General features: G+C 65.3%; 20 protein-coding genes. 10 read left to right on the top strand and 10 right to left on the bottom strand.

Annotated elements, in window-relative coordinates; translation table 11 throughout:
- Window positions 1–3 precede the first annotated feature (3 nt).
- From NNX35_RS15575 to NNX35_RS15560, 4 genes are read left to right on the top strand one after another with little or no spacing between them, the layout of a single operon-like run.
- Window positions 4–1368, top strand: a complete 1365-nt coding sequence (locus tag NNX35_RS15575; protein ID WP_255868263.1) for a heparan-alpha-glucosaminide N-acetyltransferase domain-containing protein — start codon at window positions 4–6, stop codon at window positions 1366–1368.
- 5 nt (window positions 1369–1373) lie between these two features.
- Entirely contained in the window at window positions 1374–2459 is a 1086-nt protein-coding gene (locus tag NNX35_RS15570) for a hypothetical protein (RefSeq protein WP_255868262.1), read from the top strand.
- Between the two features lie 32 nt (window positions 2460–2491).
- Window positions 2492–2683 (top strand): hypothetical protein, encoded by a 192-nt coding sequence (locus NNX35_RS15565; protein ID WP_255767367.1) that lies wholly within the window; start codon window positions 2492–2494, stop codon window positions 2681–2683.
- A gap of 57 nt (window positions 2684–2740) precedes the next feature.
- Entirely contained in the window at window positions 2741–4093 is a 1353-nt protein-coding gene (locus NNX35_RS15560; RefSeq protein WP_255868261.1) for a M1 family metallopeptidase, read from the top strand.
- Here NNX35_RS15560 and NNX35_RS15555 read toward each other — a convergent pair.
- The 3 genes from NNX35_RS15555 to aceA all read right to left on the bottom strand — a co-directional run bounded on the left by NNX35_RS15555 (window position 4090) and on the right by aceA (window position 7936).
- A complete protein-coding gene (locus tag NNX35_RS15555) occupies window positions 4090–4797 on the bottom strand; it encodes a DsbA family protein (protein ID WP_255767369.1) in 708 nt (235 codons plus the stop codon). The genes NNX35_RS15560 and NNX35_RS15555 overlap by 4 nt on opposite strands.
- 119 nt (window positions 4798–4916) lie before the next feature.
- The gene (aceB, locus tag NNX35_RS15550; protein ID WP_255863652.1) at window positions 4917–6548 is read right to left on the bottom strand and encodes a malate synthase A; all 1632 of its coding nucleotides are present in this window, start codon (window positions 6546–6548) and stop codon (window positions 4917–4919) included.
- Between the two features lie 89 nt (window positions 6549–6637).
- Window positions 6638–7936: an isocitrate lyase gene (gene aceA, locus NNX35_RS15545; RefSeq protein WP_255868260.1), complete on the bottom strand. Its 1299-nt coding sequence runs from the start codon at window positions 7934–7936 to the stop codon at window positions 6638–6640.
- Between the two features lie 145 nt (window positions 7937–8081).
- On the opposite strand from aceA, the gene NNX35_RS15540 reads away from it, so the two are divergent.
- Window positions 8082–9581: a helix-turn-helix domain-containing protein gene (locus NNX35_RS15540; protein ID WP_308219755.1), complete on the top strand. Its 1500-nt coding sequence runs from the start codon at window positions 8082–8084 to the stop codon at window positions 9579–9581.
- Window positions 9582–9613: 32 nt separating this feature from the next.
- Complete coding sequence (locus NNX35_RS15535) at window positions 9614–10498, top strand: Fpg/Nei family DNA glycosylase (protein WP_255767373.1); 885 nt, start codon at window positions 9614–9616, stop codon at window positions 10496–10498.
- A gap of 93 nt (window positions 10499–10591) precedes the next feature.
- On the opposite strand, the gene NNX35_RS15530 is transcribed toward NNX35_RS15535, so the two are convergent.
- From NNX35_RS15530 to NNX35_RS15520, 3 genes are all read right to left on the bottom strand, one after another.
- On the bottom strand, window positions 10592–14461 hold the full coding sequence (locus tag NNX35_RS15530) for a S8 family serine peptidase (RefSeq protein WP_255868258.1): 3870 nt from the start codon (window positions 14459–14461) through the stop codon (window positions 10592–10594).
- Between the two features lie 354 nt (window positions 14462–14815).
- Complete coding sequence (gene thiD / locus NNX35_RS15525) at window positions 14816–15661, bottom strand: bifunctional hydroxymethylpyrimidine kinase/phosphomethylpyrimidine kinase (protein ID WP_255868257.1); 846 nt, start codon at window positions 15659–15661, stop codon at window positions 14816–14818.
- 94 nt (window positions 15662–15755) lie between these two features.
- Complete coding sequence (locus NNX35_RS15520; protein WP_255868256.1) at window positions 15756–16409, bottom strand: TetR/AcrR family transcriptional regulator; 654 nt, start codon at window positions 16407–16409, stop codon at window positions 15756–15758.
- Between the two features lie 191 nt (window positions 16410–16600).
- Here NNX35_RS15520 and NNX35_RS15515 point away from each other — a divergent pair, with 191 nt between their 5' ends.
- On the top strand, window positions 16601–17335 hold the full coding sequence (locus NNX35_RS15515; RefSeq protein ID WP_255868255.1) for a queuosine precursor transporter: 735 nt from the start codon (window positions 16601–16603) through the stop codon (window positions 17333–17335).
- A gap of 28 nt (window positions 17336–17363) precedes the next feature.
- Here NNX35_RS15515 and NNX35_RS15510 read toward each other — a convergent pair whose 3' ends face one another.
- Window positions 17364–17594, bottom strand: a complete 231-nt coding sequence (locus tag NNX35_RS15510) for a hypothetical protein (RefSeq protein WP_255868254.1) — start codon at window positions 17592–17594, stop codon at window positions 17364–17366.
- Between the two features lie 176 nt (window positions 17595–17770).
- Between NNX35_RS15510 and NNX35_RS15505 the strand changes: the two genes are divergently transcribed.
- Window positions 17771–17980 carry a hypothetical protein gene (locus NNX35_RS15505; protein ID WP_255868253.1) on the top strand — a complete coding sequence of 70 codons (210 nt, stop codon included), beginning with the start codon at window positions 17771–17773 and terminating at the stop codon, window positions 17978–17980.
- Window positions 17981–18053: 73 nt separating this feature from the next.
- Here NNX35_RS15505 and tgt read toward each other — a convergent pair whose 3' ends face one another.
- Window positions 18054–19328, bottom strand: coding sequence for a tRNA guanosine(34) transglycosylase Tgt (gene tgt / locus NNX35_RS15500; protein ID WP_255868252.1), 1275 nt, complete (start codon window positions 19326–19328; stop codon window positions 18054–18056).
- Between the two features lie 209 nt (window positions 19329–19537).
- On the opposite strand from tgt, the gene NNX35_RS15495 reads away from it, so the two are divergent.
- Complete coding sequence (locus NNX35_RS15495) at window positions 19538–20554, top strand: FUSC family protein (RefSeq protein WP_255868251.1); 1017 nt, start codon at window positions 19538–19540, stop codon at window positions 20552–20554.
- Here the strand turns inward: NNX35_RS15495 and NNX35_RS15490 are convergent.
- Window positions 20551–21417, bottom strand: a complete 867-nt coding sequence (locus NNX35_RS15490; RefSeq protein WP_255767381.1) for a DUF6707 family protein — start codon at window positions 21415–21417, stop codon at window positions 20551–20553. The two genes, NNX35_RS15495 and NNX35_RS15490, sit on opposite strands and share 4 nt — an antisense overlap.
- Window positions 21418–21489: 72 nt before the next feature.
- Entirely contained in the window at window positions 21490–22029 is a 540-nt protein-coding gene (locus tag NNX35_RS15485) for an NUDIX hydrolase family protein (protein ID WP_227924051.1), read from the bottom strand.
- Between the two features lie 115 nt (window positions 22030–22144).
- On the opposite strand from NNX35_RS15485, the gene NNX35_RS15480 reads away from it, so the two are divergent.
- Window positions 22145–22771, top strand: a complete 627-nt coding sequence (locus tag NNX35_RS15480) for a YdeI family protein (RefSeq protein ID WP_255767382.1) — start codon at window positions 22145–22147, stop codon at window positions 22769–22771.
- Window positions 22772–22787: the final 16 nt, after the last annotated feature.

Genomic DNA, 22787 nt, shown 5'->3' with positions numbered 1-22787 from the left:
AGCATGAGCGGGTCGGCTCTGGCAGGGGTGGGCAAACGGCGGGTCACCGGTGTCGATGCTGCCCGGGGAGCGGCGCTGATTGCCATGATGGCAATCCACATCCTGCCCGCCTGGAACGAGGAGTTCGCACCCACGCTCACCTGGCTTCTGTTCGCCGGCCGAGGAGCCGCACTTTTTGCACTGCTAGCCGGGATATCGCTGGCCTTTATGTCAGGCGGCAAGCACCCGCCGCGGGGACGGGAGATGGCTGCCGTCCGATACGGACTTGCGGTGCGCGCTGCCCTCATCACCGTCATCGGGCTGTTTCTCGGCTACCTCGCCATCAACGCCCAGGTGATCCTCGTCTATTACGGAGTGATGTTCCTGCTCGCCCTTCCACTGCTCGGGCTGCGCGTGCGGACCCTGCTGGTTCTTGCTGCAGGTATCGCTGCCGCCGGCCCCATCCTGATGCACGCCACCAGGGATGTGCTGCCGGACATGCTTGGAGTGGAACCCACCTTCACCACGCTCGTCGAAGCCCCCGGCGGTGTCCTTGGCCAGGTCCTTCTCTCGGGCACGTATCCCGCACTGCCTTGGATGGCGTACGTCTGCGTCGGATTGGCCATCGGGCGGCTGGACCTGGCCGAACGGGTGGTGCAGATTCGGCTGCTGGCGGCCGGCATCGGCCTTGCCCTTGCAACAGCAGTCCTTTCCGCCCTCATCCTCGGCCCCTTCGGCGGACGGCAACATCTGGTGGACACGACGTCGGTATGGTCCTCGGCCCCCGAGGACACCGTTGAAGAGATACTGATCTGGGGGCCGGACCCGGTGATGCCGACAGATTCGTGGTGGTGGCTCGCCTCCTTGGCCCCCTACTCCAGTACGCCGTTGGTGCTGGCCAACACCATCGGCACCTCGGCGGCGTTCCTGGCGGTCCTGCTGCTGCTGGGGCGGGCAAGCGGGCGGCTCCTGCAGCCCTTGGCCCTGTTGGGAAAGATGACCCTGACCCTGTACTCCCTGCACCTGATACTCCTGGCTACCGGGCTGCTGGCGGACCAGCCAGTGCCGGCAATGATTCTCCAGCTGGCCATCCTTTCGGCTTTCGCCGCCATCTGGCTGCGGTACGCCGCCCAGGGGCCGCTGGAGAAGGGAGTTGCCGAAGCCTCGAAGTGGGCGCGGAACAGATACCTGGAGCGCGCCGGAGGCCAGCGGAAGAGCCGGACGTCGCCGACAACGGCTGCCCCAGCGGCTGCGGGAACGCCGGCTGAGCCGGCTGCCCCGTCCTCGTCGGCACCGCGCGAGGTGGCGTACCCACCCGCCCCGCCCTATCCGCCGGCTCCGCCGGAGCCGGAAGGCCGGGCCCGTCACCGGTCCCGTCAGCGCAGTTGATGCTGTTGAGTCGTGCACGCCGTTTCGGGCTTGCGGCAGCTTCGGTGCTGCTTGCCGCCCTTTTGCTGCCTCCGCTGCCGGCCGCCGGCGCGGAGCAGGAGCACGACCCGTGTGCGAGGCTCAACGCGGGGGAGGTCCGCTACTCCGTCCAGAAAGCCAAGCGCGTCACTTTCGCGACGGCTGAAAAGTACGGAGCTGCGGAAACCCGCCTCACCGGCTGCGTCTTCGAGGACGGGGGCTATGTGCAGGAATGGCAGTCCTGGGGCTTCAGCGGCCGCAACGGCTTTGCACCCCCGGGCAGCATGTGGGAGAACACCTTGTATTCACCGACCGGGTCCTTCAGCTTCACCGAGGCGCTCGGCCGCAGCAACCCGGGCACTGAACTGGAATATCACGAGCTGAAACCATCCTCCCGGTGGGGCGGACAGCACGGAGAGACCTATAACCAGTACTTCGAAGGGGAAGGTGGAGGAGCAGACGAAAACCTTTGGCGGTACATGGAGCAGGGCCTCTATGAACAGGCAGCCGTGATCAATTGGAACCGCCCGCCGGATATGCCGACCCGGCAGGGTGCCTCCTTCGCGATCTTCTTCCATGCCGGGTACGCACCAACGTGGGGATGCATTTCCACGGACCTGGCCACGGTCACACGGTTGCTGCGCAGGGCCGTCCCGGGCGACCGCATCGTTATGGGGACCGTGGAAGACGTTTTCACGGCGTCCAGTGCCGCCTCCGAAGCTGCCGCCGCTGCCGCACGGGCCGAAGAGAAGGCAGCGGCAGTCGAGCACAGGCTGGAGACGCTGACCGGCACGCTGACGACCCTCGGCGTACTGGCGGCGCTGGGGCTGCTGATCCGGCTGGCGCTCAAAAGGGCCGGGCGTCGGCGGACGCCGCGGGGCTCGCCGCCCGGCGCCGGCACACTCGCCAAGACGGCGGCGTCGGACCGCCAGGCTGCGGCAAGACCACGGACCCATACGGGGTGGTCCCCACCGGCGGAAGACCCCCGGCTGCTGGACCGAACACGGGACCGCCCGCTGGAGAGCGGGCGCGAAGGGAAACCGCGGGAGGATGTTTCTTCACATAATCCCTGATGCGTTTTTGCGGTGTCGCTTAGAGTTTAAGCGTGAGCGAAACACCTGCCGGCGACGGGACGGCCTGGACGGACCCCGACGCAGCCGACGAGGGCAGGTTGCTGTACGAGGAACGGGCGGCGCTGCTCCCCGGGTTGTGGATGCCCCCGGCACCCGATTGGGAGGACCTGCCCGAAGCGGACCGGCAGCGCTGGCGCCAATACGCCCGGGACGCTGAAAACTAAGGCCGGTTCCCGGAGCTACCCGTGGCGAAAACGCTGCGCCGTGTCAGGATGTCCGCCATGTGGCCGACCGGATCCCACCACCAACACCAGCACCACGCGCCCGATCCCTATACCCCCGCGTCAGGCTCCACGGACCTGAGCATCACCGAGTATGACCTGACACTGGATTACGACGTCGGCCCCAACCGGCTCAAGGGGCAGGCGCGCCTCGCCGGCTCGGCCCTGGTCGACATTGAACAGCTCATCCTGGACCTGGACCGGCCGATGCGGGTGGAAGAAGTCCTGCTTTGGTGCGCCGGAACTCCGGTGGACGTCCGTTCCTTCCGGCAGCGACGCGGCAAACTGGCGATCACGCCCAGTCGGGAGCTGAAGGCCGGTGACACGTTTCGGCTGGGCATCCGCTACCGGGGCAAGCCGCGTGCGGGCAACGGCCTGTGGGGAGACATCGGCTGGGAGGAATTGACCGACGGCGCCCTCGTTGCCGGACAGCCGACCGGAGCTCCGTCCTGGTTTCCCTGTAACGACCTGCCGGCGGACAAAGCGCGGTATCGGATCAGCGTGACGGTGGAGTCCGGCTACCGGGTGACGTGCAACGGAGAGCTGGTCTCCCGCGAAGACCGCCGCGGCCGGGAGACCTGGGTCTTCGAACAACCCGACCCCATGTCCAGCTATTTGGCGACGGTCCAGATTGGCCGGTACGAGTACCTGGAACTGCCCGGCGACGTACCGCAGTCCGTCGTTGCGCCCCCGTCCCTGACCGACCGCGCGAGTGCCGCGCTGTCCCGGCAGGACGCCATGATGACCCTGTTTACCTCCCGGTTCGGGCCCTATCCCTTCGGCCGGTACACGGTGGTGGTGACCGACGACGAGTTGGAGATCCCTTTGGAGGCGCAGTCGGTGTCGATCTTCGGATGCAACCACCTGGATTCGGGGTCGGCGTCTTTGGTGGCTCACGAACTTGCGCATCAGTGGTTCGGCAATTCGGTCACGGCGGGCAGCTGGCGGGATATCTGGCTGCACGAGGGTTTCGCAACCTACGCGGAGTGGCTGTGGTCGGAGGCGGCCGACGGCGCCGGCAGCGACCAGCGGGCCGCGGCCGACCTGGAGTGGCTGCGGCACCAGCGGCAGGACCTGCAGCTGGCCGATCCCGGGCCGGCGGCCATGTTCGATGAACGGGTTTACCGGCGCGGAGCGTTGACCCTGCATGTCCTGCGGCGCAGCGCCGGCGACGGGATCTTCTTCGAGCTGCTGCAGGAGTGGACGCAGAAGTACCGGCACGGTTGTGCCGGTACTTCTGACTTTTTGGACCTCGCCGACAAGGCATATGCCGCTGCCGGTGTCTCGGCCGGCGGGCTGCTGGGACCGTGGCTGTTCGAACCCACGGTCCCGGCAGCCGTCTTCAGGGCCTAGCAGCCGTCAGGTCCGCAGGCAGGTCCGTCCGCCGACTTCGGTGTCAGGTGAACCAGCGGGTGCGATTCCTGCCAGGCCTGTTCCAGGGCGGAGGCAAACAAGTCGGCAGGCTGCGCACCGGAAATGCCGTACTTGTCATCGAGCACGAAGAACGGGACGCCGCTGATCCCCAGGGAGCGGGCCTGGGCAATGTCGGCGCGAACGGCGTCGGCGTATTCGTCACTGGCCAGCACGGCCTTCACCCGGTCCGCGGGCAGCCCGATGCCGGTGCCGATTTCCAGCAGGTCATCTGCCGCGCCGATGTCCTTTCCCTTCACGAAATGGGCCGATAGCAGTGCTTCCTTGGCGGCATCGGCAGCCTTCGGGCCGCCTTCCGCCTTGGCCAGATGGATCAGCCGGTGCGCGGAGAAGCTGTTCGCCACTACGAGGGAATCGAAGTCGTAGGACAGGCCTTCGCCCGCCGCCTGGACCGACACCTGGTCCAGCATTCCGGCGAGCTGTTCGGGGTCGATGCCCTTGCGTTCGCTGAGGTACTGGACCTCGGTGCCGTCAAAGTGGTCGGGCAGGGACGGATCGAGCTGGAAACTGTGCCAGTGGACTTCCACCTCGTCCCGGTGCGGGAAACGGGCGAGGGCGGCCTCGAAGCGGCGCTTGCCGATGTAGCACCACGGGCAGGCAATGTCGGACCAGATATCAATCTTCATATCGGGTGCAACGCAGAAAGGGCCGGGAGCAATTCCCGCAGTGTTCGAACACCAGCGGAAGTACTCCCGGCCCTTGCCGGTGCGGATACTGAAGCGGTATCCGCGTCACCCCCCAGGGGTTAGGCCGCGGCCAGTTCCTGCGATTCATGCAGGAAGCGGGCGTAGGCCGGCACGGTGAGGAAGGTGGGGAAATGTTCCCCGCAGGCAACTTCCTCAAAAAGCTCGCGGGCATCGTCGAAGCGGTCGCCCTCGAAGCGCTGCAGGTTCGTGAACTCCTCGTCGAGCAGTTCCTCCACCCACTGGTGGGTCACAACGTCGCCCTCGTCGGTCACGGCGGAGCAGTGGATCCACTGCCAGATCTGCGAGCGGGAGATTTCCGCGGTGGCGGCGTCTTCCATCAGGTTGTTGATGGCGGCCGCACCGTTGCCCCGCAGCCAGGACTCGATGTAGCGGATGCCCACCTCGATGTTGCTGCGGATGCCGGCCTCGGTGATGACGCCGGGCGTGGAAGCGATGTCCAGCAGCGCCTTGTCGTTGGGCACCACGTCTTCACGGGTCTTCTCCAGCTGGTTGGGACGGTCGCCGAGCACCCCGTCGAACACCTCCATGGCCACGGGCACCAGGTCCGGGTGCGCCACCCAGGATCCGTCGAAACCGTCGCCGGCCTCGCGGGTCTTGTCGGCGCGCACCTTCTCCATGGCGACGTCGTTGGCTGCGGCGTCCTTGCGGTTCGGGATGAAGGCAGCCATGCCGCCGATAGCGTGGGCGCCGCGGCGGTGGCAGGCGCGGACAAGCTGCTCGGTGTAGGAACGCATGAACGGCGCGGTCATGGTGACCATGTTCCGGTCCGGCAACACGAACCGGGGTCCGCGCGTCCGGAAGTTCTTGATCACCGAGAAGATGTAGTCCCAGCGGCCGGCATTCAGGCCTGCAGCGTGGTCCCGCAGTTCGTAGAGGATTTCCTCCATCTCGAACGCGGCGGTGATGGTCTCGATCAGGACCGTGGCGCGGATGGTTCCCTGCGGGATGCCGAGCAGGTCCTGGGCCAGGACAAAGATGTCATTCCAGAGCCGTGCCTCGAGGTGGTTTTCAATCTTCGGCAGGTAGAAGTAGGGGCCGCGGCCCTGGGAGATCAGGCGCTGGGCGTTGTGGAAGAAGTACAGCCCGAAGTCCACGAGACCGCCGGCGATCGGGGTGTTGTCCACCAGCATGTGCTTTTCCGGCAGGTGCCAGCCGCGGGGGCGGACCACGATGGTGGGCAGGTCGGTGAGCGAGGCGCCCTGTACCCGGTATTCCTTGCCCTCCGGAGAGGTGAAGTCGATGCGCCGGTCCAGGGCGTCGCGCAGGTTCAACTGGCCGTTGATGACGTTGGACCACGACGGCGTGGAGGAGTCCTCCATGTCGGCCAGCCATACCTTCGCACCGGAGTTCAGGGCGTTGATGGTCATCTTCCGGTCCACCGGGCCGGTGATCTCCACACGCCGGTCTTCCAGCCCCGGAGCCGTGGGGGCTACCTGCCAGGAGTCGTCCTCGCGGATGTTCCGGGTTTCGGGCAGGAACGTCGGGTCCGCACCGTTGGAAATCTGCGTCCGGCGGGCCTGGCGCTGCTGAAGGAGTTCCTGCCGGCGGGTGGCCGTGGCCCGGTGCAGCGCCTTGACGAAGTCCAACGCCTGCGGGGTGAGGATTTCCTCCTGCCGCCGCACTGCGGGAGCGGTGAGGGAAATGCCGTTCAGGGTGATCGGGTCATTCATGGCGTTCTCCTTGTGGTCTTTCAAAACTGTGGCGGTGTTGCCGCGGGGGCGCCGCTGCGGATGCAGTCGACGCCCCCGCAGGACCGGGTTTAGTGGAACTGGCTGGACTCCGTGGAGCCGGCCAGGGCCAGGGTGCTGCCTTCGGGGTTCAGTGCCGTGGCGATGGCGTCGAAGTAGCCGGTGCCAACCTCACGCTGGTGCTTCGTGGCGGTGTAGCCGCGGGATTCGGAGCCGAACTCCTTTTCCTGCAGTTCCACGTAGGCGCTCATGCCGGAGCGGGCGTAGCCGTGCGCCAGGTCGAACATGGAGTAGTTCAGGGCGTGGAAGCCGGCCAGGGTGATGAACTGGAACTTGAAGCCCATGGCGCCGAGTTCGCGCTGGAACTTGGCGATGGTCTCGTCGTCCAGGTGCTTCTTCCAGTTGAAGGACGGCGAGCAGTTGTACGCCAGCATCTGGTCGGGGAATTCGGACCGCACGGACTCGGCGAACTTGCGGGCCATCTCCAGGTCCGGCGTGCCGGTTTCCATCCAGATCAGGTCCGAGTACGGTGCGTAGGCCTTGGCCCGGGCGATGCAGGGCTCAATGCCGTTGCGGACCTTGTAGAAGCCTTCGGCGGTGCGCTCGCCGGTGATGAACTCCTGGTCCCGCTCATCGACGTCGGAGGTGATCAGCGTGGCTGCTTCGGCGTCGGTGCGGGCAATGACCACGGTGGGCGTGCCGGCGACGTCGGCCGCGAGGCGGGCGGCGTTCAGGGTGCGGATGTGCTGGCCGGTGGGGATGAGGACCTTGCCGCCGAGGTGGCCGCACTTCTTCTCCGAGGCAAGCTGGTCTTCCCAGTGCACGCCCGATGCGCCGGAGGTGATCATGGCCTTCATCAGTTCGTAGGCGTTCAGCGGGCCGCCGAAGCCGGCCTCGGCGTCAGCCACGATCGGCACCAGGTAGTCGTCGACGCTCTGGATGCCTTCGGCGAATTCGATCTGGTCGGCGCGCAGCAGGGCGTTGTTGATGCGGCGGACCACGGTGGGAACCGAGTTGGCCGGGTAGAGGGACTGGTCCGGGTAGGTGTGGCCGGAGTTGTTCGCATCGGCGGCTACCTGCCAGCCGGAGAGGTAAATGGCCTTGAGCCCGGCCTTGACCTGCTGGACGGCCTGGTTGCCGGTGAGGGCGCCAAGGGCGTTGGTGTAGCCCTCATCGCCGGCGTTGCGCAGCTGGTCCCAGAGCTTTTCGGAACCGCGGCGGGCCAGCGTGTGCTCTTCCTGGACGCGGCCGCGCAGCTTGACGACGTCGTCGGCGGTGTAGTCGCGCTCGATGCCGTCCCAGCGGGGGTTGGTCTCCCAGTCGGAAGTGAGCTGTTCTGCTGTGGGGGCGGTGGGCTGGTCCTGGCTCATGCTTGTATCTCCTTGAAATCATTCATTCAAACCGGTCCGCTTCAAACCGGAATTTCCTGCTGTGAACTAAGCCTGTGCCAACAACAAGCCCTCTTCTAGGGGTTTTCTATGGAAAGAAACGCGATTCTTCGCGTAATCTGAAAATGTGACGCCTACTACATGGAATAGACCCGCTCCTGACTCCCCGAAGGGCGGATTGGGGCCCGACGCCGAGCGCACGCTGGACGTCATCAGCCTCGGCCGCCGCGTCCGGCACCTGCGCAAGGCCAAGGGCATGACGCTCGATGACCTGGGCGCCGCCGTCGGAACCGTGGCGTCCCAGTTGTCCCTCATCGAGAACGGCAAGCGCGAGCCCAAGCTCGGCATGATGCAGGCGCTGGCCGCTGCGCTGGACGTCAGCATCGATTCCCTGCTGGGCGCGGAGCCGCCGAGCCGGCGTGCCGCGCTGGAAATCGAACTAGAGCGGGCGCAGCGCGGCCCGCTCTATGCTTCCCTGGGCCTGCCGAAGGTGCGGATCGGTTCACGGCTGCCCATCGACGTCCTCGAATCCCTGGTGGGGCTGCAGGCCGAGCTCGAGCGCCGGCTCAACGAGCAGGTGGCCACCCCGGAGGAGGCCCGCCGGGCCAACGGCGAACTGCGGGCCATGATGCGCGAGCGGAACAACTACTTCCCCGAATACGAGGCCGAGGCGCAGAAGGTGCTGGATTCGGTGGGGCACACGTCCGGTCCGCTGTCCCAGCATGTGATCGCCGATATTGCGGCGCACCTGGGTTTCAGCCTCCACCATGTCAACGACCTGCCGCACTCCACGCGTTCGGTCACCGACCTGAAGAACCGGCGCATCTACCTGACCCAGTCCCAGCGATCGGACCACGATCCCCGGTCCGTACTGCTGCAGGCGCTGGGACACTACGTGCTTCAGCACCAGACGCCCAGCAGTTACGGGGAGTTCCTGGGCCAGCGGGTGGCCACGAACTACTTCGCCGCCGCGCTGCTGCTGCCGGAAAAGGCGACGGTCGAGTTCCTGCAGCGGGCCAAGGCCGCCAAGGAGATTGCCGTGGAGGACATCCGGGACGCCTTCGCGGTGTCCTATGAAACTGCTGCGCACCGGTTCACCAATCTCGCCACCGAGCATTTGGGTATTCCCACCCATTTCCAGAAGGTGCATGAGAGCGGCATTGTCTATAAGGCATACGAGAACGACGGCGTGACGTTCCCTGCGGACCACACCGGCGCCATTGAGGGCCAGCCGATCTGCCGGTACTGGACCTCTCGGGAGGTCTTTTCCGTGCCGGACCAGTTCAGTGCATTCAACCAGTACACCGACACTCCGGCCGGCACCTACTGGTGCACGGCACGTACGGAACGGGGTTCGGCCGGCAAGTTTTCGCTCAGCATCGGGGTGCCGTACCAGCACGTGAAGTGGTTCCGGGGCCGGGACACCACGGAACGGTCCAAATCGCGCTGTCCCGATCCGGACTGCTGCCGCACCCCGCCGGGGGAGCTGGCGTCCGAGTGGTCCGGCTTTGCCTGGCCCAGCGCACGGGCGCATTCGCACCTGCTGGCTGCCTTGCCGCCCGGTGCGTTCCCCGGCGTCGACGAGACCGAGGTGTATTCGTTCCTGCAGGCGCATTCGGAGCAGTGACGCCGCCACCGGACCACCGTTAGGGTGTTGGCATGCCCGAGATGCCTGAAGTACAGGGACTGGTTGATTACCTGCGGTCAAAGCTGCTCCCGCCCGATGCCCCCGCACTGGTGATCGCCGACGTCGAAGTGCTGTCTTTCCCCGTGCTGAAAACCGCGGCGGTGCCGCTGGAGGAGCTCTATGCCGGTCCGGTGACCGACGTCGAACGCCGGGGGAAGTTCCTGGTGGTCACCGCCGGGGGAGTGCATTTGGTGATGCATCTGGCCAAGGCGGGCTGGCTGCGCTGGTCCGATGCGTTGAAGCCGGGCCGGCTGCGGCCGGGCCGGGGAGCGATGGCGCTGCGGGTGCGGTTCGCAACGGAGGACGGCTCGGCGCAACCGGGCTTTGACCTCACGGAAGCGGGCACCCGGAAGTCGCTGGCGGTGTACGTTGTCCGGGACCTCGCCGACGTCCCCGGGATTGCCCGGCTGGGGCCGGAAGCGCTCGACGTCGACCCGGCGGCTTTCGGGGAGCTGGTCGGCACCCATCACGGCCAGATCAAGGGGCTGCTTCGGGACCAATCAGCCATCGCGGGGATCGGCAATGCCTACAGCGACGAGATCCTGCATGCAGCGCATCTGTCTCCGTTTGCCATCGGCGCGAAGCTGGGACCGGCCGAGGTCCAACGGTTGTTCGAAGCCATGGGTGCCGTCCTGGAATCTGCAATCGAGAATGCGTCCGGGCGTCCCGCCGCGGAATTGAAGGACTCCAAGCGGCAGGCCATGCGGGTGCATGCGCGGACCGGTGAGCCCTGCCCGGTGTGCGGGGACACCGTCCGGGAGGTGGCCTTCGCGGATTCCTCCCTGCAGTACTGCCCTACCTGCCAGACCGGCGGCAAGCTGCTGGCGGACCGGAGGATGTCCCGGCTGCTGAAGTAGCTGCGCGGCAGGGCTTCCGACCCAGAAAAACAGCGGGCCCCGGATTTCTCCGGGGCCCGCTGCCTTATTGGTTGGCTAGGTCAGCATGATGTCCTAGCCGCGACCGCCGCCGTGGCCGCCGCCGTGGCCGCCGCCATGACCGCCGCCGTGGCCGTTGCCGCCCTTGCACTTCTGGGCTTCAAAGTGAGCCTTGTAGGTGGCCTTTTCGACCTTGCCCTTACCCGTGGAGGTGAGGGTTACGGTGACGTCGCCTGCCTTGATGGAGGACTGGCGGGTCTTGACGACCACCGACTTGCTCTTGCCCGGATCCAGCTTGTTCACCGTAGCGGTGCCGTAGTTGGACTTCACCGTCACGTTGGCCTGCTTGGTCCCGGTGTTCTTGACCGTCACCGCAATCTCGGCACCCGAACCCGAGCACTTGCTGACCGCGCTGACCGGATTGACCGGCGTCGGCTTCACAGTGGGCTTGGGTGTAGCCGTGGGTTTGGGTGTCGCCGTCGGCTTAGGTGTAGCCGTGGGTTTGGGCGTCGCCGTCGGCTTAGGCGTGGCCGTGGGTTTCGGTGTCACCGTCGGCTTAGGCGTGGCCGTAGAGGTAGGTGTCGGCGTCGGTGTCGGAACCACCTTGGCCGGAACCTTGATCGGGACCACTTCCGCCTTGCCGCCGTCACCGTTGGTGCCGCTCAAGTCTCCGGTGGCGTTGTGCAGGTGCAGGAACAGCGCCTTGGCGTCGGTGTTGCCCGCACTGCGGGTGACATCCATCTTGCCGCCGTTGACGTCCGCAAACAGGCTGGCGGGCGTGGCGCCCGCGAAGGTCAATGCCGGGTTGGCCGCGTCGAACGGGATGTACTCGGTGGTGTCGACAGGAACGCTCTCGCCCTGTTCATCCACGCTGTACGGGTTCCAGGTGGTGACCCGGTACCGCAACGGTGCCGATGCCGCGTTTACATCCAGGCCCAGGGCCGCTGCTGAAACCGGCAGGGTAACCGCATTGGTATCGAAGGTGTTGGTATCAGTGCCGCCCTGGACACCGTTGGCACCGGTCTGGTCCACCATTACCGGAGCGGCGCCGGGGGTCAAACGGTAAGTCGCAGCCAGAACCAGGTCCACGTCGGCCGCGCGGGAGGTGAAGGTGACGAAGTCCGGGACCGAGTCACCATTGGTGTCGATCTCCACGTCAATCTCGAACGCACCGCCCAGCATGGGCCAGTTGGCCCAGGTGCTGACGCCGAAGTTCACGACGGACGTCTGAAGATTGCCGCCGGCAGCCTTCAGCGTCGGAATCGTGGAAGATGCGCCCACGGCCTGCAGGTCCATGGCGTACATGGAATCCATTTTCACGGATTCCAGCCGCGGGCTCTGCGCGCCGAGGACCAAAGGCGAAACCAGGGACAGGTAGCGCGAGGCACCCGTGCCTTGGTTGAGTTCGCGGCCCTGCAGGGTCACGGTGCTCTTCAATGCCTCGGAGTCGGCGAAGGCGATTTCCTTGCCGGCACTCATATCCGACGTCGGCTTCGGGGCCGAGTAGACGGGTACGCGCAGGGTGGGCGTGCCGTTGCCGGCAAACTGCACCCGGCCGGAAACGTCCGCCAGGAACTGCCTGGTAATGCTCAACTGGTCGGTCTCGGCAGCCGGATCAATGGTTTTGGCCAGTGCAGCCGGATCGGAGATGCTCAAGGTCACGTCCACGGTTGCCTTGCCGTTGCCCGGCACGTTCACCGAAGGTGTGGTGCTGATGACGACGCCGGGCATGGTGGACGCCTGCAGGTAGCTGACGTTGTAGGACACAGGGCGGTCGGATTTGTTCTCCACCGTGACCTGCCGGGTCAGCACCAGTGCTTCCTTGCCGAGCTCCAGGACGCCGAAGTTGACGCTGGTCAGGGCCGGGTCCTCCGTGGCGTAGGCCAGGACCTTGTTATTCAGGGCGTCAAGGGCATCTACCCGGCCGGAACCGACCCGGTTGGGCCCTTGAACGGCACCGGACGCAGTGAGCAGGTCATGCGTGGCGGTGTTCATGATGGCGGTCTTGACCTCGTACGGGTTCAAATCCGTAGCCGCGTAGAGCAGGGCCGCAATACCGGCCACATGCGGGGTGGCCATGGACGTGCCGCTGCTGACAGCTGCACCGGTGCCGGAGCCGACGGCTGCTGATCCAATAGCCGAACCCGGCGCCGCGACGTCGGGCTTCACGATGCCGTTGGAACCGTGCACTCCGCGGGAGGTGAACGGGCTGACGGTGTCACCGGCGCCCGAGGGGGCGCTGGCGGTGGCCATGTAGGCCGGCGACAGGCGCAGGGTCAAGGTCCCCGCTTCTGCGGACGGCCGCAGTCGGTCCGAGGATTCGGCGTTGAGCTGGATGCCGGGGATGGTGGCGTTTCCGCCGATACCCGATTCAAAGACCGCACGCGGGGAATCGAGCACCACGCCGGTGGCTCCGGCGGCCTGGGCATTATTGAACCGGACCCCCGAGCCGCAGGGGAAAGAAGCGTCTTCTTCCCACTGGATCCAGACCCATTTACCGGTCAGGGAACCGGCAGGGAAGGCGTTGCAGCCAAAGCGGTTGTCTGCCGGAGCCATCACCACATTGCCGGTGAGCTGTGCTTCGGTAACTGCCGGGTCCGAGTAATTGAAGTTGGAGGAGTACTGCCCGGCGACGGATCCGGTCAGTTCGGCTGGAGCGAGGACGTCGGCGCGGTCGAGAGTGACCCGGGAACCGATGGTGCTGGCCACGGTCAGGGCCGACTTTGCGTTCCCGGGGGAACCGCCGATGTCATAGACATCTCCGGCGTTGCCCGAAGCGACAACGGAAAGGATGCCCTGTTCGGTGAGCTTGTTGACGATGTCGTTTTCGGGATCGTCAACCGGGCTGTAATCGGAGCCGAGGGACATGTTCACTACCTGGGCACGGTCCGAAAAGTCGCCGTCGCCGTTGGGGTCCAGCACGTAGTCCAGCGCCTGGCCGACCACCTCGGAAGAGCCTGCGCAGCCGAAGACACGGATGCTCACGAGCTGGGCATCCGGTGCGGAACCGGGGCCGATCCGCATGGAATTGACCTGCTCCGCCGTGAGGGTGGAGTAGTCGCCGCGGAAGGTGGAGCCGTCGTTGTTGGTCCCGTACCCGGCGGCAGTGCCGGCCACGTGGGTGCCGTGCCCGCCGCAGTCGAGCGGATTCAGGTCCGGCCGGGGGACCGGCTGGTAAGTGGGGGAGTCGGGATCGGCATCGTAGTCATCGCCAACGAGGTCGTAGCCGCCAATGAACTTATTGGAATCAAGAAGGCCGCTCTGGGCCGAGGGAATGGTGGCCGAAGCCTGCGCTGCCTGGTAGGCCTCGATGGTGCCGGGGCCGCCGAAATCGCTGTGGGTGTAGTCGAGGCCGGTATCCAGGACGGCGATGGTGATGCCTTCTCCGGTCTGCTTGCGCTCCACCCACGTGTTCAGGGCCCGGGTGTCAATATCCGCGCCCTTGTTGTCGACGTGCTTCGGAACGATCTTGGTGATGCGGGCAACGTCCGAGCGGCCGGCCAGCTCGCGGATGGCCTCGGCGTCGCCGACGATCGCGGTGCCGGGGAGCGTGTTGGTGGTTGTGTAGAGGGTGCTCGCGGCAGCTTCCTGTGCCACTGATTCTGCCTGCGAAGTGATGTCGCTGCGGATCTCTTCGACCAGGGGCTTGTTCACCACCGGCTCCGCTTTTCCGTCCTTGACCTCCTCGGGCTGGGTCTGTTCAAAGGCGCCTTCGCCCGTGAACTGCACGTAAACCGAAACCTGGCCGGTGGCGTCCCGCAGGCTGGGGGACACTTTTTGTTCGGCGAACCGCTCGAGGGAGATGCCCTCGGTGAGTTCATTGCCGCCGGCAGGTGTCTCAGTGGCCTGCGCCGGCAGGCTCAGGCCGAGGCCCGCTGTGAGTGCGATCCCGGCGAATGCGGCAGTGACAACCGCGCCGGGTTTGTGATGGATGGACAATCTCATTGCGCTCCTTGAACATTCCACCGAGCGCTACCGGGCATGTCCAAGAGACAATTGCACGGCTGCTGACACGCTGCGGCAGGTTTTCCGTTGTGCCTCCAACCCCCGTAAGGAGTGTCAGCGTGCACGTAACGGCCCCCAAACCAAGCAGCCGTAGGGTCACAATAGAGGAGCAAACGCCCAGTGCAAAGGTTGGCCTTATTAATAGTGAATTACTTCTTTGACCCTTGTTTTTTAGCAATTCAGGCTGTAAATTCCAGCGCCCGCGGGTCGAATTAACGCCGGAAGGAGCCGCCCCGTTGCGGGGACGGCTCCTTCCGTGATTCTTCTGGCTTGTTTTTGTGCGGGTTGACGCAGTTAGAGCGCCGGGCCCTGGCCGGCGTTGCCCTGCCACAGCGCATCAAACGGTGCGTTGGAGGAAACGCGGTTGCGGATACCTTCCGTGACGAACGCCTTCGCCGTCTTTGCCGCTTCCAGAGGCGTGGCCCCCTTGCCCAGTTCAGCAGTGATAGCCGCAGCGAGGGTGCAACCGGCACCGCTGACAGCTACCTCGCCTACCTTGGGTGCCCGCAGGACCTCCATGGTTTCGCCGTCGTAGAAGACGTCGACGGCGTCGTCGCCTTCCAGCCGGACTCCGCCCTTGGCCAGCACTACGGCTCCGCTGGCTTCATGGATGCGGCGGGCTGCTTCCTGCAGGTCTTCCACGGTCTCAATGGAATCCATGCCGGACAGGGACATGGACTCGAAGTGGTTGGGGGTGACGAAGGTGGCCAGCGGGAGGATCTGGGCCTTGAGCGCCTTGTCGGTATCCAGTGCCGCGCCGGGCTCCTGGCCCTTGCAGATGAGCACCGGGTCCAGCACGAGGTTCTTCCAGTCCTGGGCCTGCAGCGCCTTGGCAACGACGTCGATGGTTGCCGGGGTGCCGAGCATGCCGATCTTGACCGTGTCGAGGTCATAGGCGGTCATGATGGCTTCGAGCTGGTCGGAGATGACCTGCGGGTCCACCGGGACGAACCGGTGGTTCCAGGAGTTGTTGGGATCGAAGGACACGATGCAGGTCAGGGCGGTGATGCCGTAGACGCCGAGTTCCTGGAAGGTCTTCAGGTCGGCCTGGGCGCCGGCGCCGCCGGTGGCTTCGGAACCTGCGATGGTGAGCGTGACGGCCGGAGCTGAGGCCGCAGAAGAGGATGTGTTTGCAGACATGGCTCCATCTTCCACCCAAAACGGCGGAACCGGCCACCCTTGTAAGACGCGCTGTTACGGCGCGCCGCCGTCGTTGTCCCGGCGTCGCTGCGGGCTAACCGTCCCGGCGGACGCCTCGGAGCAGGCGGACTACGTCCTCCATGATGTTCCGGACCACCGGGAGCCGGGACAGGATCACGAGTTTGGCCACCAGCGGGGCCAGATTCGCGGCCAGCCGGTGGGACCTGCGCTGTCCGGGGGAGCGGTCATACACCCAGAAGAAGGTGATCCCCATATGCATCAGCCAGAGCAGTTCGGGCAGGTCGTCGCGGATAGCCACGGGCGGCTGCGGCCGGGCGGTCGACACCGCCTGCCGGAACATCGCGATGGATTTCCCCCGCCCGACGGCGTCGTCCTCCCGACGGTTCGGTGACATGGCGTCACGCAGGAAATGCACGCCGAAGGCGTGGTACGGCTCCATGGTTGTCAGGCCGGTGGACAGAATGACCGCCAGGTTTTCGCCCAGGTTGTGGCCCTCGCGGATCTGCGGCAGCGCAAGGGAGCGGTGTTCATCCTGGAGGGACCGGTAAAGCTCGTGGAGGAGGTCATCCTTGGAACGGAAATAGTAGTAGGCGTTGCCTACCGAAACGTTTGCCTCCTGTGCGACAGCGCGCATGGTGGTCTTTTCGTAGCCCTGTGAGGCGAAGAGGCGCAGCGCGGTGTCGATGAGGAGCCGGCGCGTCTGTTCGCTCTTGGCGGTGACGGCCAATGATGCTCCCTTTGCAGTATTTTCAGCGTTTAGTAGACCACTTTTTTGAACGTGTTCAAAATCGGGTGCGCGGCAGGAGCGGACCGGGCGTGGCAGAATGGATGCGGCCCTGCGGGGCTGCCCGGGGCAGCGGGCACAGTGCTAATACAGCCGGCGAAAGCCAGGCGAACCACTAACCGAACGGAAATGCCATGAACGCACAGCCACGGGCAGCTGTGAAAAACGCTGCAGCCTACGCCTCCCGCGGGAGCTCCCAGTACGACCTGATCCTCACCCTGATGTGCGTGGTCATCGTCATTTCGAATATCGGCGCTTCCAAGGGCGTACAGTTTTCCCTTCCCGGCGGCTGGGACATTGTCACCGACGGCGGTTTCTTCCTCTTCCCGCTCGCGTACATTCTCGGCGACGTGGTGAGCGAGGTCTACGGTTTCAAAGCCGCCCGCCGCGCCATCTTCACCGGCTTTGCGATGGCACTTCTCGCCGTCGTCAGTTTTGCCGTAATCATTGCGCTGCCGGGGTTCAATGACGCCTACGGGCTGGAGAAGCAGGCTGCACTGGAAGTAGCTCTCGGTCCGGTCTGGCAGATTGTCCTGGCGAGCCTGCTGGGGTTCCTGGCCGGCCAGCTGCTGAACTCGATGGTGCTGGTGCGGATGAAGGAGCGGTTCCGCGAGAAGGCACTGGCCGGACGGTTGATGCTGTCCACCGGTGTGGGGGAGTTTGCGGACACCCTGATTTTCTGTGCCATTGCGGCTCCGGTCATCGGGATTACCGACGCCGGCGGGTTCTTCAACTACGTCCTGTTCGGCTTCCTCTACAAGACGCTCATTGAGTACCTTTTTGTGCCGGTCACGGCCCTGGTCATCCGGGTCATCAAGAAGCGCGAACCCAGCTACGTGCCGGCTGAGCTGGAGCCTGTCGCGGCGTAGGGGCGGGGGCCGGGTTCGGCGCTCCCCGTCACTGCCGCGATTCGTCGCGGCGTCCGCTGCTCCGCCGCGTCCCCATGAACATCAGAAGCGGCCCGAGGACGAGGGAAATGGCGACGGTGATGATCGCTTGGGAGGGTGGCTTCCATGCCGCCACCACTACCAGCGCCAGCAGCAGGGAGAGCGTAACGAGGATCTGGATGGTCCATCCAACAGTGCCGTGCCCGCGCCGCACTACAGGATTCCCCTGCTTTTCCGCCATGCTGACCCCTTCGAATAGCCGTTGTAAGACCGCCAGGCCTCCGCTCCGAGCCTAGCGGCAACGGGCCCTGCCGTGCGGGGAAACGCCAATCAGGTCACCGGGCGAAATCCCTGCCCAGGTGTGCAAAGGTGGGGGAACGCCAGAGCTTCACTTCCCCCGTACGGCAGGAGACAAACATGAGCAATCAGGAACCAGTCCCGAACCCCGGTGCCAAGGCAGTAGATGAAAATCTTGCCGGAACCGCGGAGGAATTCAATGACGAAGTCACCAAGGCAATGATCGAAGACGCCCAGGAGAAGGATTCGAGCCCCGGAGACGAGGAACGGGATGCCCAGCCCGCCTTGGAAGTGGATGAATCGACCCAGGCGAAGCCGGACAATTCCTAGCCGGCTTGGCTTTCTGCAGAACCCCTGGAACTCGGCACGTTGCACGCAAGGATTACAGCGGTAGGTAGACCAGCTACTTACCGCTGTAGTACTTGCCCAGGACCTCCGCCTTGAAGTCGAAGAACGTGCCGTCGTCGATGGACAGCCGGGCATCGTCAACGAGCTTCACGGTGAAGCGTTCATTGTGGATGGAAATCAGCGTGTGGCTGACCATCTCGTTGGACTTGAACAGGTGCTGGATGTAGGCGCGGGTGTAATGGGTGCAGGTATAGCAGTCGCAGCCCTCCACCAACGGCCCGAAGTCCCGCTTGAACTTGGCATTGGAGAGGTTCTTGCGGCCGTACGGCGTGTAGAACGCCGAATTCCTGGCCACCCGGGTGGGAGAAACGCAGTCGAAGGTGTCGGCGCCGTTTTCGATCGCGGTGAAAATGTCATCCGGCTCGGAAATCCCCAACAGGTGGCGCGGCTTATTCTCCGGAAGCTCCTCCGTGCACCACCGGACAATGGTGCCGAGGTTTTCCTTTTCAAACGCCCCGCCCAGTCCGAAGCCGTCAAAGTCCATGGCACCGAGATCCCGGGCTGCCTTACGCCGCAGGTCTTCGTACTGCGCGCCCTGCAGCACCCCGAACAGGGCCTGGTAGGGCTTGTCGGCGCGTTCCTCGGTCAGCCGCTGGTGCTCGGCAAGGCACCGCAGGGCCCAAAGCCGGGTGCGTTCCAGCGACATTTCCTGATACCCGCGGGAATTCATGAGCGTGGTCAGCTCATCAAAGGCGAACATGATGTCGGCACCGATTTTGTGCTGCACCTGCATCGAGATTTCCGGGCTGAAGCGATGCTTGTCGCCGTTCAGATGGGACTTGAACCAGACGCCGTCGTCGTCGATATGTGCCAGGCGTTCCTTGCCGGGCGCGACGTCGTCGTCCGACCCGGTGGCGTGCGTTGTGCCGTCGGCATTCATGTTGATGACCTTCTTGAAGCCCGCACCCAGGCTCATCACCTGGAATCCGCCCGAGTCGGTGAAGGTGGGGCCGGACCAGTTCATGAATTTTCCCAGACCGCCGGCTTCATCCAGGATGTCCGGGCCGGGCTGCAGATACAGGTGATAGGCATTCGCCAATACGGCCTGGGCGCCGAGCTCCGCGACCGACTCGGGGAGCACAGCCTTGACCGTGGCCTTGGTACCTACCGCGATGAACGCCGGAGTGGCGATCTCGCCGTGCGGCGTGGAGATGGTGCCGGTGCGGCCCTGAAAGCCGCCGCCGTTCGCCTCGACTCGCTGTTCGGCCGCTGCAGGGGCGGTTTCGCGCAGGCGCTTACCGAGGGTGAAGGAAAAGGCTGAGGAAGACACCCCTCCATTTTGCCCTACTCCGCGCCGGCCTTCCGCCGGGCCTGGCCGCTGGGAGATGCACCACATTTATATCTGCTGGTGCTTTCCCGGGGATAGGTTGGATTGGCGGAATTCAACCGGCCATGCACCCCGCCGCCGGAATATCCCCGCACCCCCGATGCCTACGGCACGAAAGGCAGAGGCCACCCGCGTTGACGCACCTGCAGGAAATGTTCAGGATCGCTCCGGCACACAACGACCACCACGCGGCCATCCGCTGCGCCATCGGAGTGGGCGTTCCGCTTCTCCTGCTGCTTTTCCTGGGGCGGATCGACCTGGCCATTTTCGCCACGTTCGGTGCCTTCACCGGGATCTACGGCCGGAACGAACCGCACCGCCAGCGACTGGGCCACCAGGGCCGCGCCGGGACACTTATGCTGGCCGTCATCCTGGCGGCAGCGCTGTGCGCCCGCCTGGACCTGGATGACTGGGGAACCGTCATCGGCACCACGGCAGTAGCCGGTTTCGGCACCATTGCCACGGGCTTTTGGCGGCTGCGCCCGGTCGGCTCCCTGTTCCATATCTTCGCCTTCGCCGCCATATCCTCCGTCCCGAACCATCCTCCGCTCTGGCAGGGGATGCTCACCGCAGTCCTCACGGTGGCCTTTTCCATCCTGCTGGGCCTGTCCGGGATGCTCGTGCAGAAGTACCGCAGGGAATGGAAACCACCGGAACGCCTGCGCTTCACGCCGGCCCAGCGCCGCCTCATCTACATTGACGGGCTGCAGTATGCGGTGGCCGCAGTGGTGGCAGGATCCATCGCCACCCTGCTGGGCATCGGCCACAACTACTGGGCCATGGTCGCGGCGACCGTTCCGCTGATCGGCGCGACAGTGCGCCACCGGGTCCACCGCGGCCTGCAGCGCATCCTGGGCACGTTCGGCGGCCTATTGCTGACGGCACTGATCCTGCTTCCGGGCCTGGAGCCCTGGCAGATGGTCCTGGTCATTGCCGCTTGCCAGTTCGGGGCGGAGATGTTCATCGCCCGGCAATACGCACTGGCCCAGGCGGTGGTCACGCCGCTGGCGCTGGTCAGCACGGAGCTGGCCCACCCCAGCAACCCGATGGAGCTGCTGCGGGACCGCGGCATTGAAACGCTGATCGGCGCCGTCGTCGGCATGGCCGTGGTGGTGGCCGTCCATGTCCGGCAAAAGCAGCTGCAGCAAAAGAAGCGGAAGTCCGCCTAGCCGCGCACGGCAATCAGCTCGGTGCGGATGCGCCGGTCCAGCTCCGCGTCGGACAGCGTCTGCGAACCGCCGTGGGAGCGCAGGTAGAGCAGGGCGTTCAGGCGCAGGACCCGCCATTCCCGTTCGCTGGCATCTTTTCCGGCCTCGGCAGCCCGGTGGATTTCGCGGTCGTACAGGTTGGGTTCGTTCAGCTGGCGCTGCAGCAGCTCGGCAGCCAGCTTGGCCTTCATCGGGTCGGTCTCGGACGTGTCCGCAGCACGCACGGCATGGCTGTACGCCGCCGCGCTCTCGGCGTCGCCGGCCTCATGGGTGATGTGCGCCGCCAGGGCCAAAGCGCCCTGGATCCAGTTCCAACGGCCAAAGTTCCCGTCAAAGGGGAGCCCGGTGATGACGTTGCAGACCCTCAGGGCGTTTTCAGCATCACCGAGATCGATATAGAGAATGTGGGCCAAATCTCGGACATCCTGCAGGTGGCTGCCGGATTTTACGTTCAAACCACGGTCCAGGCGCGCTGCAATCTCCTGTACGGCGGAGTTTTCCGGGTGGGCGGCCGCGGCGTCGGCAATGATTTCGGCCGCGTTGTCTTCCTCCGAAGGCACCTGTCGAACAGCGTCCGACGGCGCACCTTCGGGAGCCGGAGCCTGTACCCGGACGGCGGATCCGTAGGCCAGCCGGAGCGAAGTTCCGTCGTCCAATTTAGCGAGCACCAGCGCGGGAACACCGAAATCATCGGCCTCCACACTGGTTCCGGCTACCGGAGCCAGTGGTTCTGCAGCACCCTCACCCGGGACAAGGATCTGTCCGGGGGCAAGCAGTTCCGCGTTGACCCGGAACGCGTACGTTTCCGGCAGGCTCTCAGACATGGCGATTCCTTCGTGGTTGGACCTCGGCTCCCCAGAACCTCCAGTATATAAAGCTTGTCAGCTGCGACTTTTTCAGCGGCCCCAGCCGGCCGAGGCCAGTGCCTGGCGCAGCAGGTCTCCGCGGCCGCCGGAGAATTCGGCGTAGATCGCGGGGCTGAGTGCTTCGTCCGGAGTCAGCCAGGACAGTTCCAGTGCGTCCTGGCGGGGATTGCACTCACCGGTCACGGGAATCAGATAGGCAAGCGCCACGGCGTGCTGGCGTTCATCCGTCAGCCCGCTCTGCGAAGGAGAGGGGAAATACTCGGCGACGGCGAACGGCACCAGGGTGGGCGGCAGCTGCGGCAGCGCCATCGGCCCCAGATCCTTCTCCAGGTTGCGCAGCAGGGCCCCGCGGATGGTTTCGCGGTACAGCACCCGGCCCGAAACGAAGGAACGTACCATCTGGCCTTCCGGCGTCGCCTGCAGCAGCAGCCCAACCTCGGTGACGTAGCCCAGCGGGTCGCACCGCACGGGCACCGCCTCGACGTAAACCATGGGCAGGCGCTGCCGGGCCTCGTAGAGATCTTCCTCGGAGAGCCAGCCTGGATACGGGTCAGGAGTACGAACGTTCATAGCAGTGTTCTACCCCAAAGGTGCCGTGCCCGTCACACGGCACGCTACGCTTCGGCCATCGGCTGAACCGGTCCGGACCCTTTCAGCCCGGCAGATGCATCCCTAGACTTGGGCTATGACACGGGACCTCCCGGAGCTTCTCCTGCCGGATGCCGGGGCCTGGCGGGAGTGGCTGGAGCACAATTACGGGTTATCCGTCGGCGTCCGCCTGGTGCTGGGGAAGAAGGGCGGAAGCGTCACCCGGTTGACGTATCGCGAGGCCCTTCAGGAAGCACTCTGTTTCGGCTGGATCGATGCGCAGGCTGACCGGCGCGACGAGCAAAGCTACCTGCAGCGGTTTCAGCCGCGCGGTCCGCGCAGTAACTGGTCGCTGCGGAACGTTGGCTACATCAACCGGCTGGAAGCGGAAGGCAGAATGCATCCGGCCGGACGGGACGCCGTTCTCAGCGCGAAGGTGGACGGCCGCTGGGATGCCGCCTACGCCGGATCGGCAACGGCGGAAATCCCGGAGGACCTTCGGGCGGCCATCGCCGCCGTTCCCGCAGCCCAGGAAATGTTCGACGTACTGACATCGCAGAACCGCTTCGCCATGTACATCCGGCTCAAAGGCCTCAAGACGCAGGCAACCCGCGAGCGCTGGATCGCGGACTATGTGCAGATGCTCAGCGAACACCGCGCGCCCTATCCGCAGAAACGGAAGCCGTCACCTCCGTCAGCGGTGGGGCAGGCGCCTAACGCCTAGCCGCCGCGGCTTGGCT

This window comes from Arthrobacter sp. zg-Y844 (genome assembly GCF_024385465.1).
Taxonomy (GTDB): Bacteria; Actinomycetota; Actinomycetes; order Actinomycetales; family Micrococcaceae; genus Arthrobacter_B.
The sequence above is the reverse complement of the archived record's forward strand: the minus strand, read 5'-3'. Positions and strand labels throughout refer to the sequence as shown.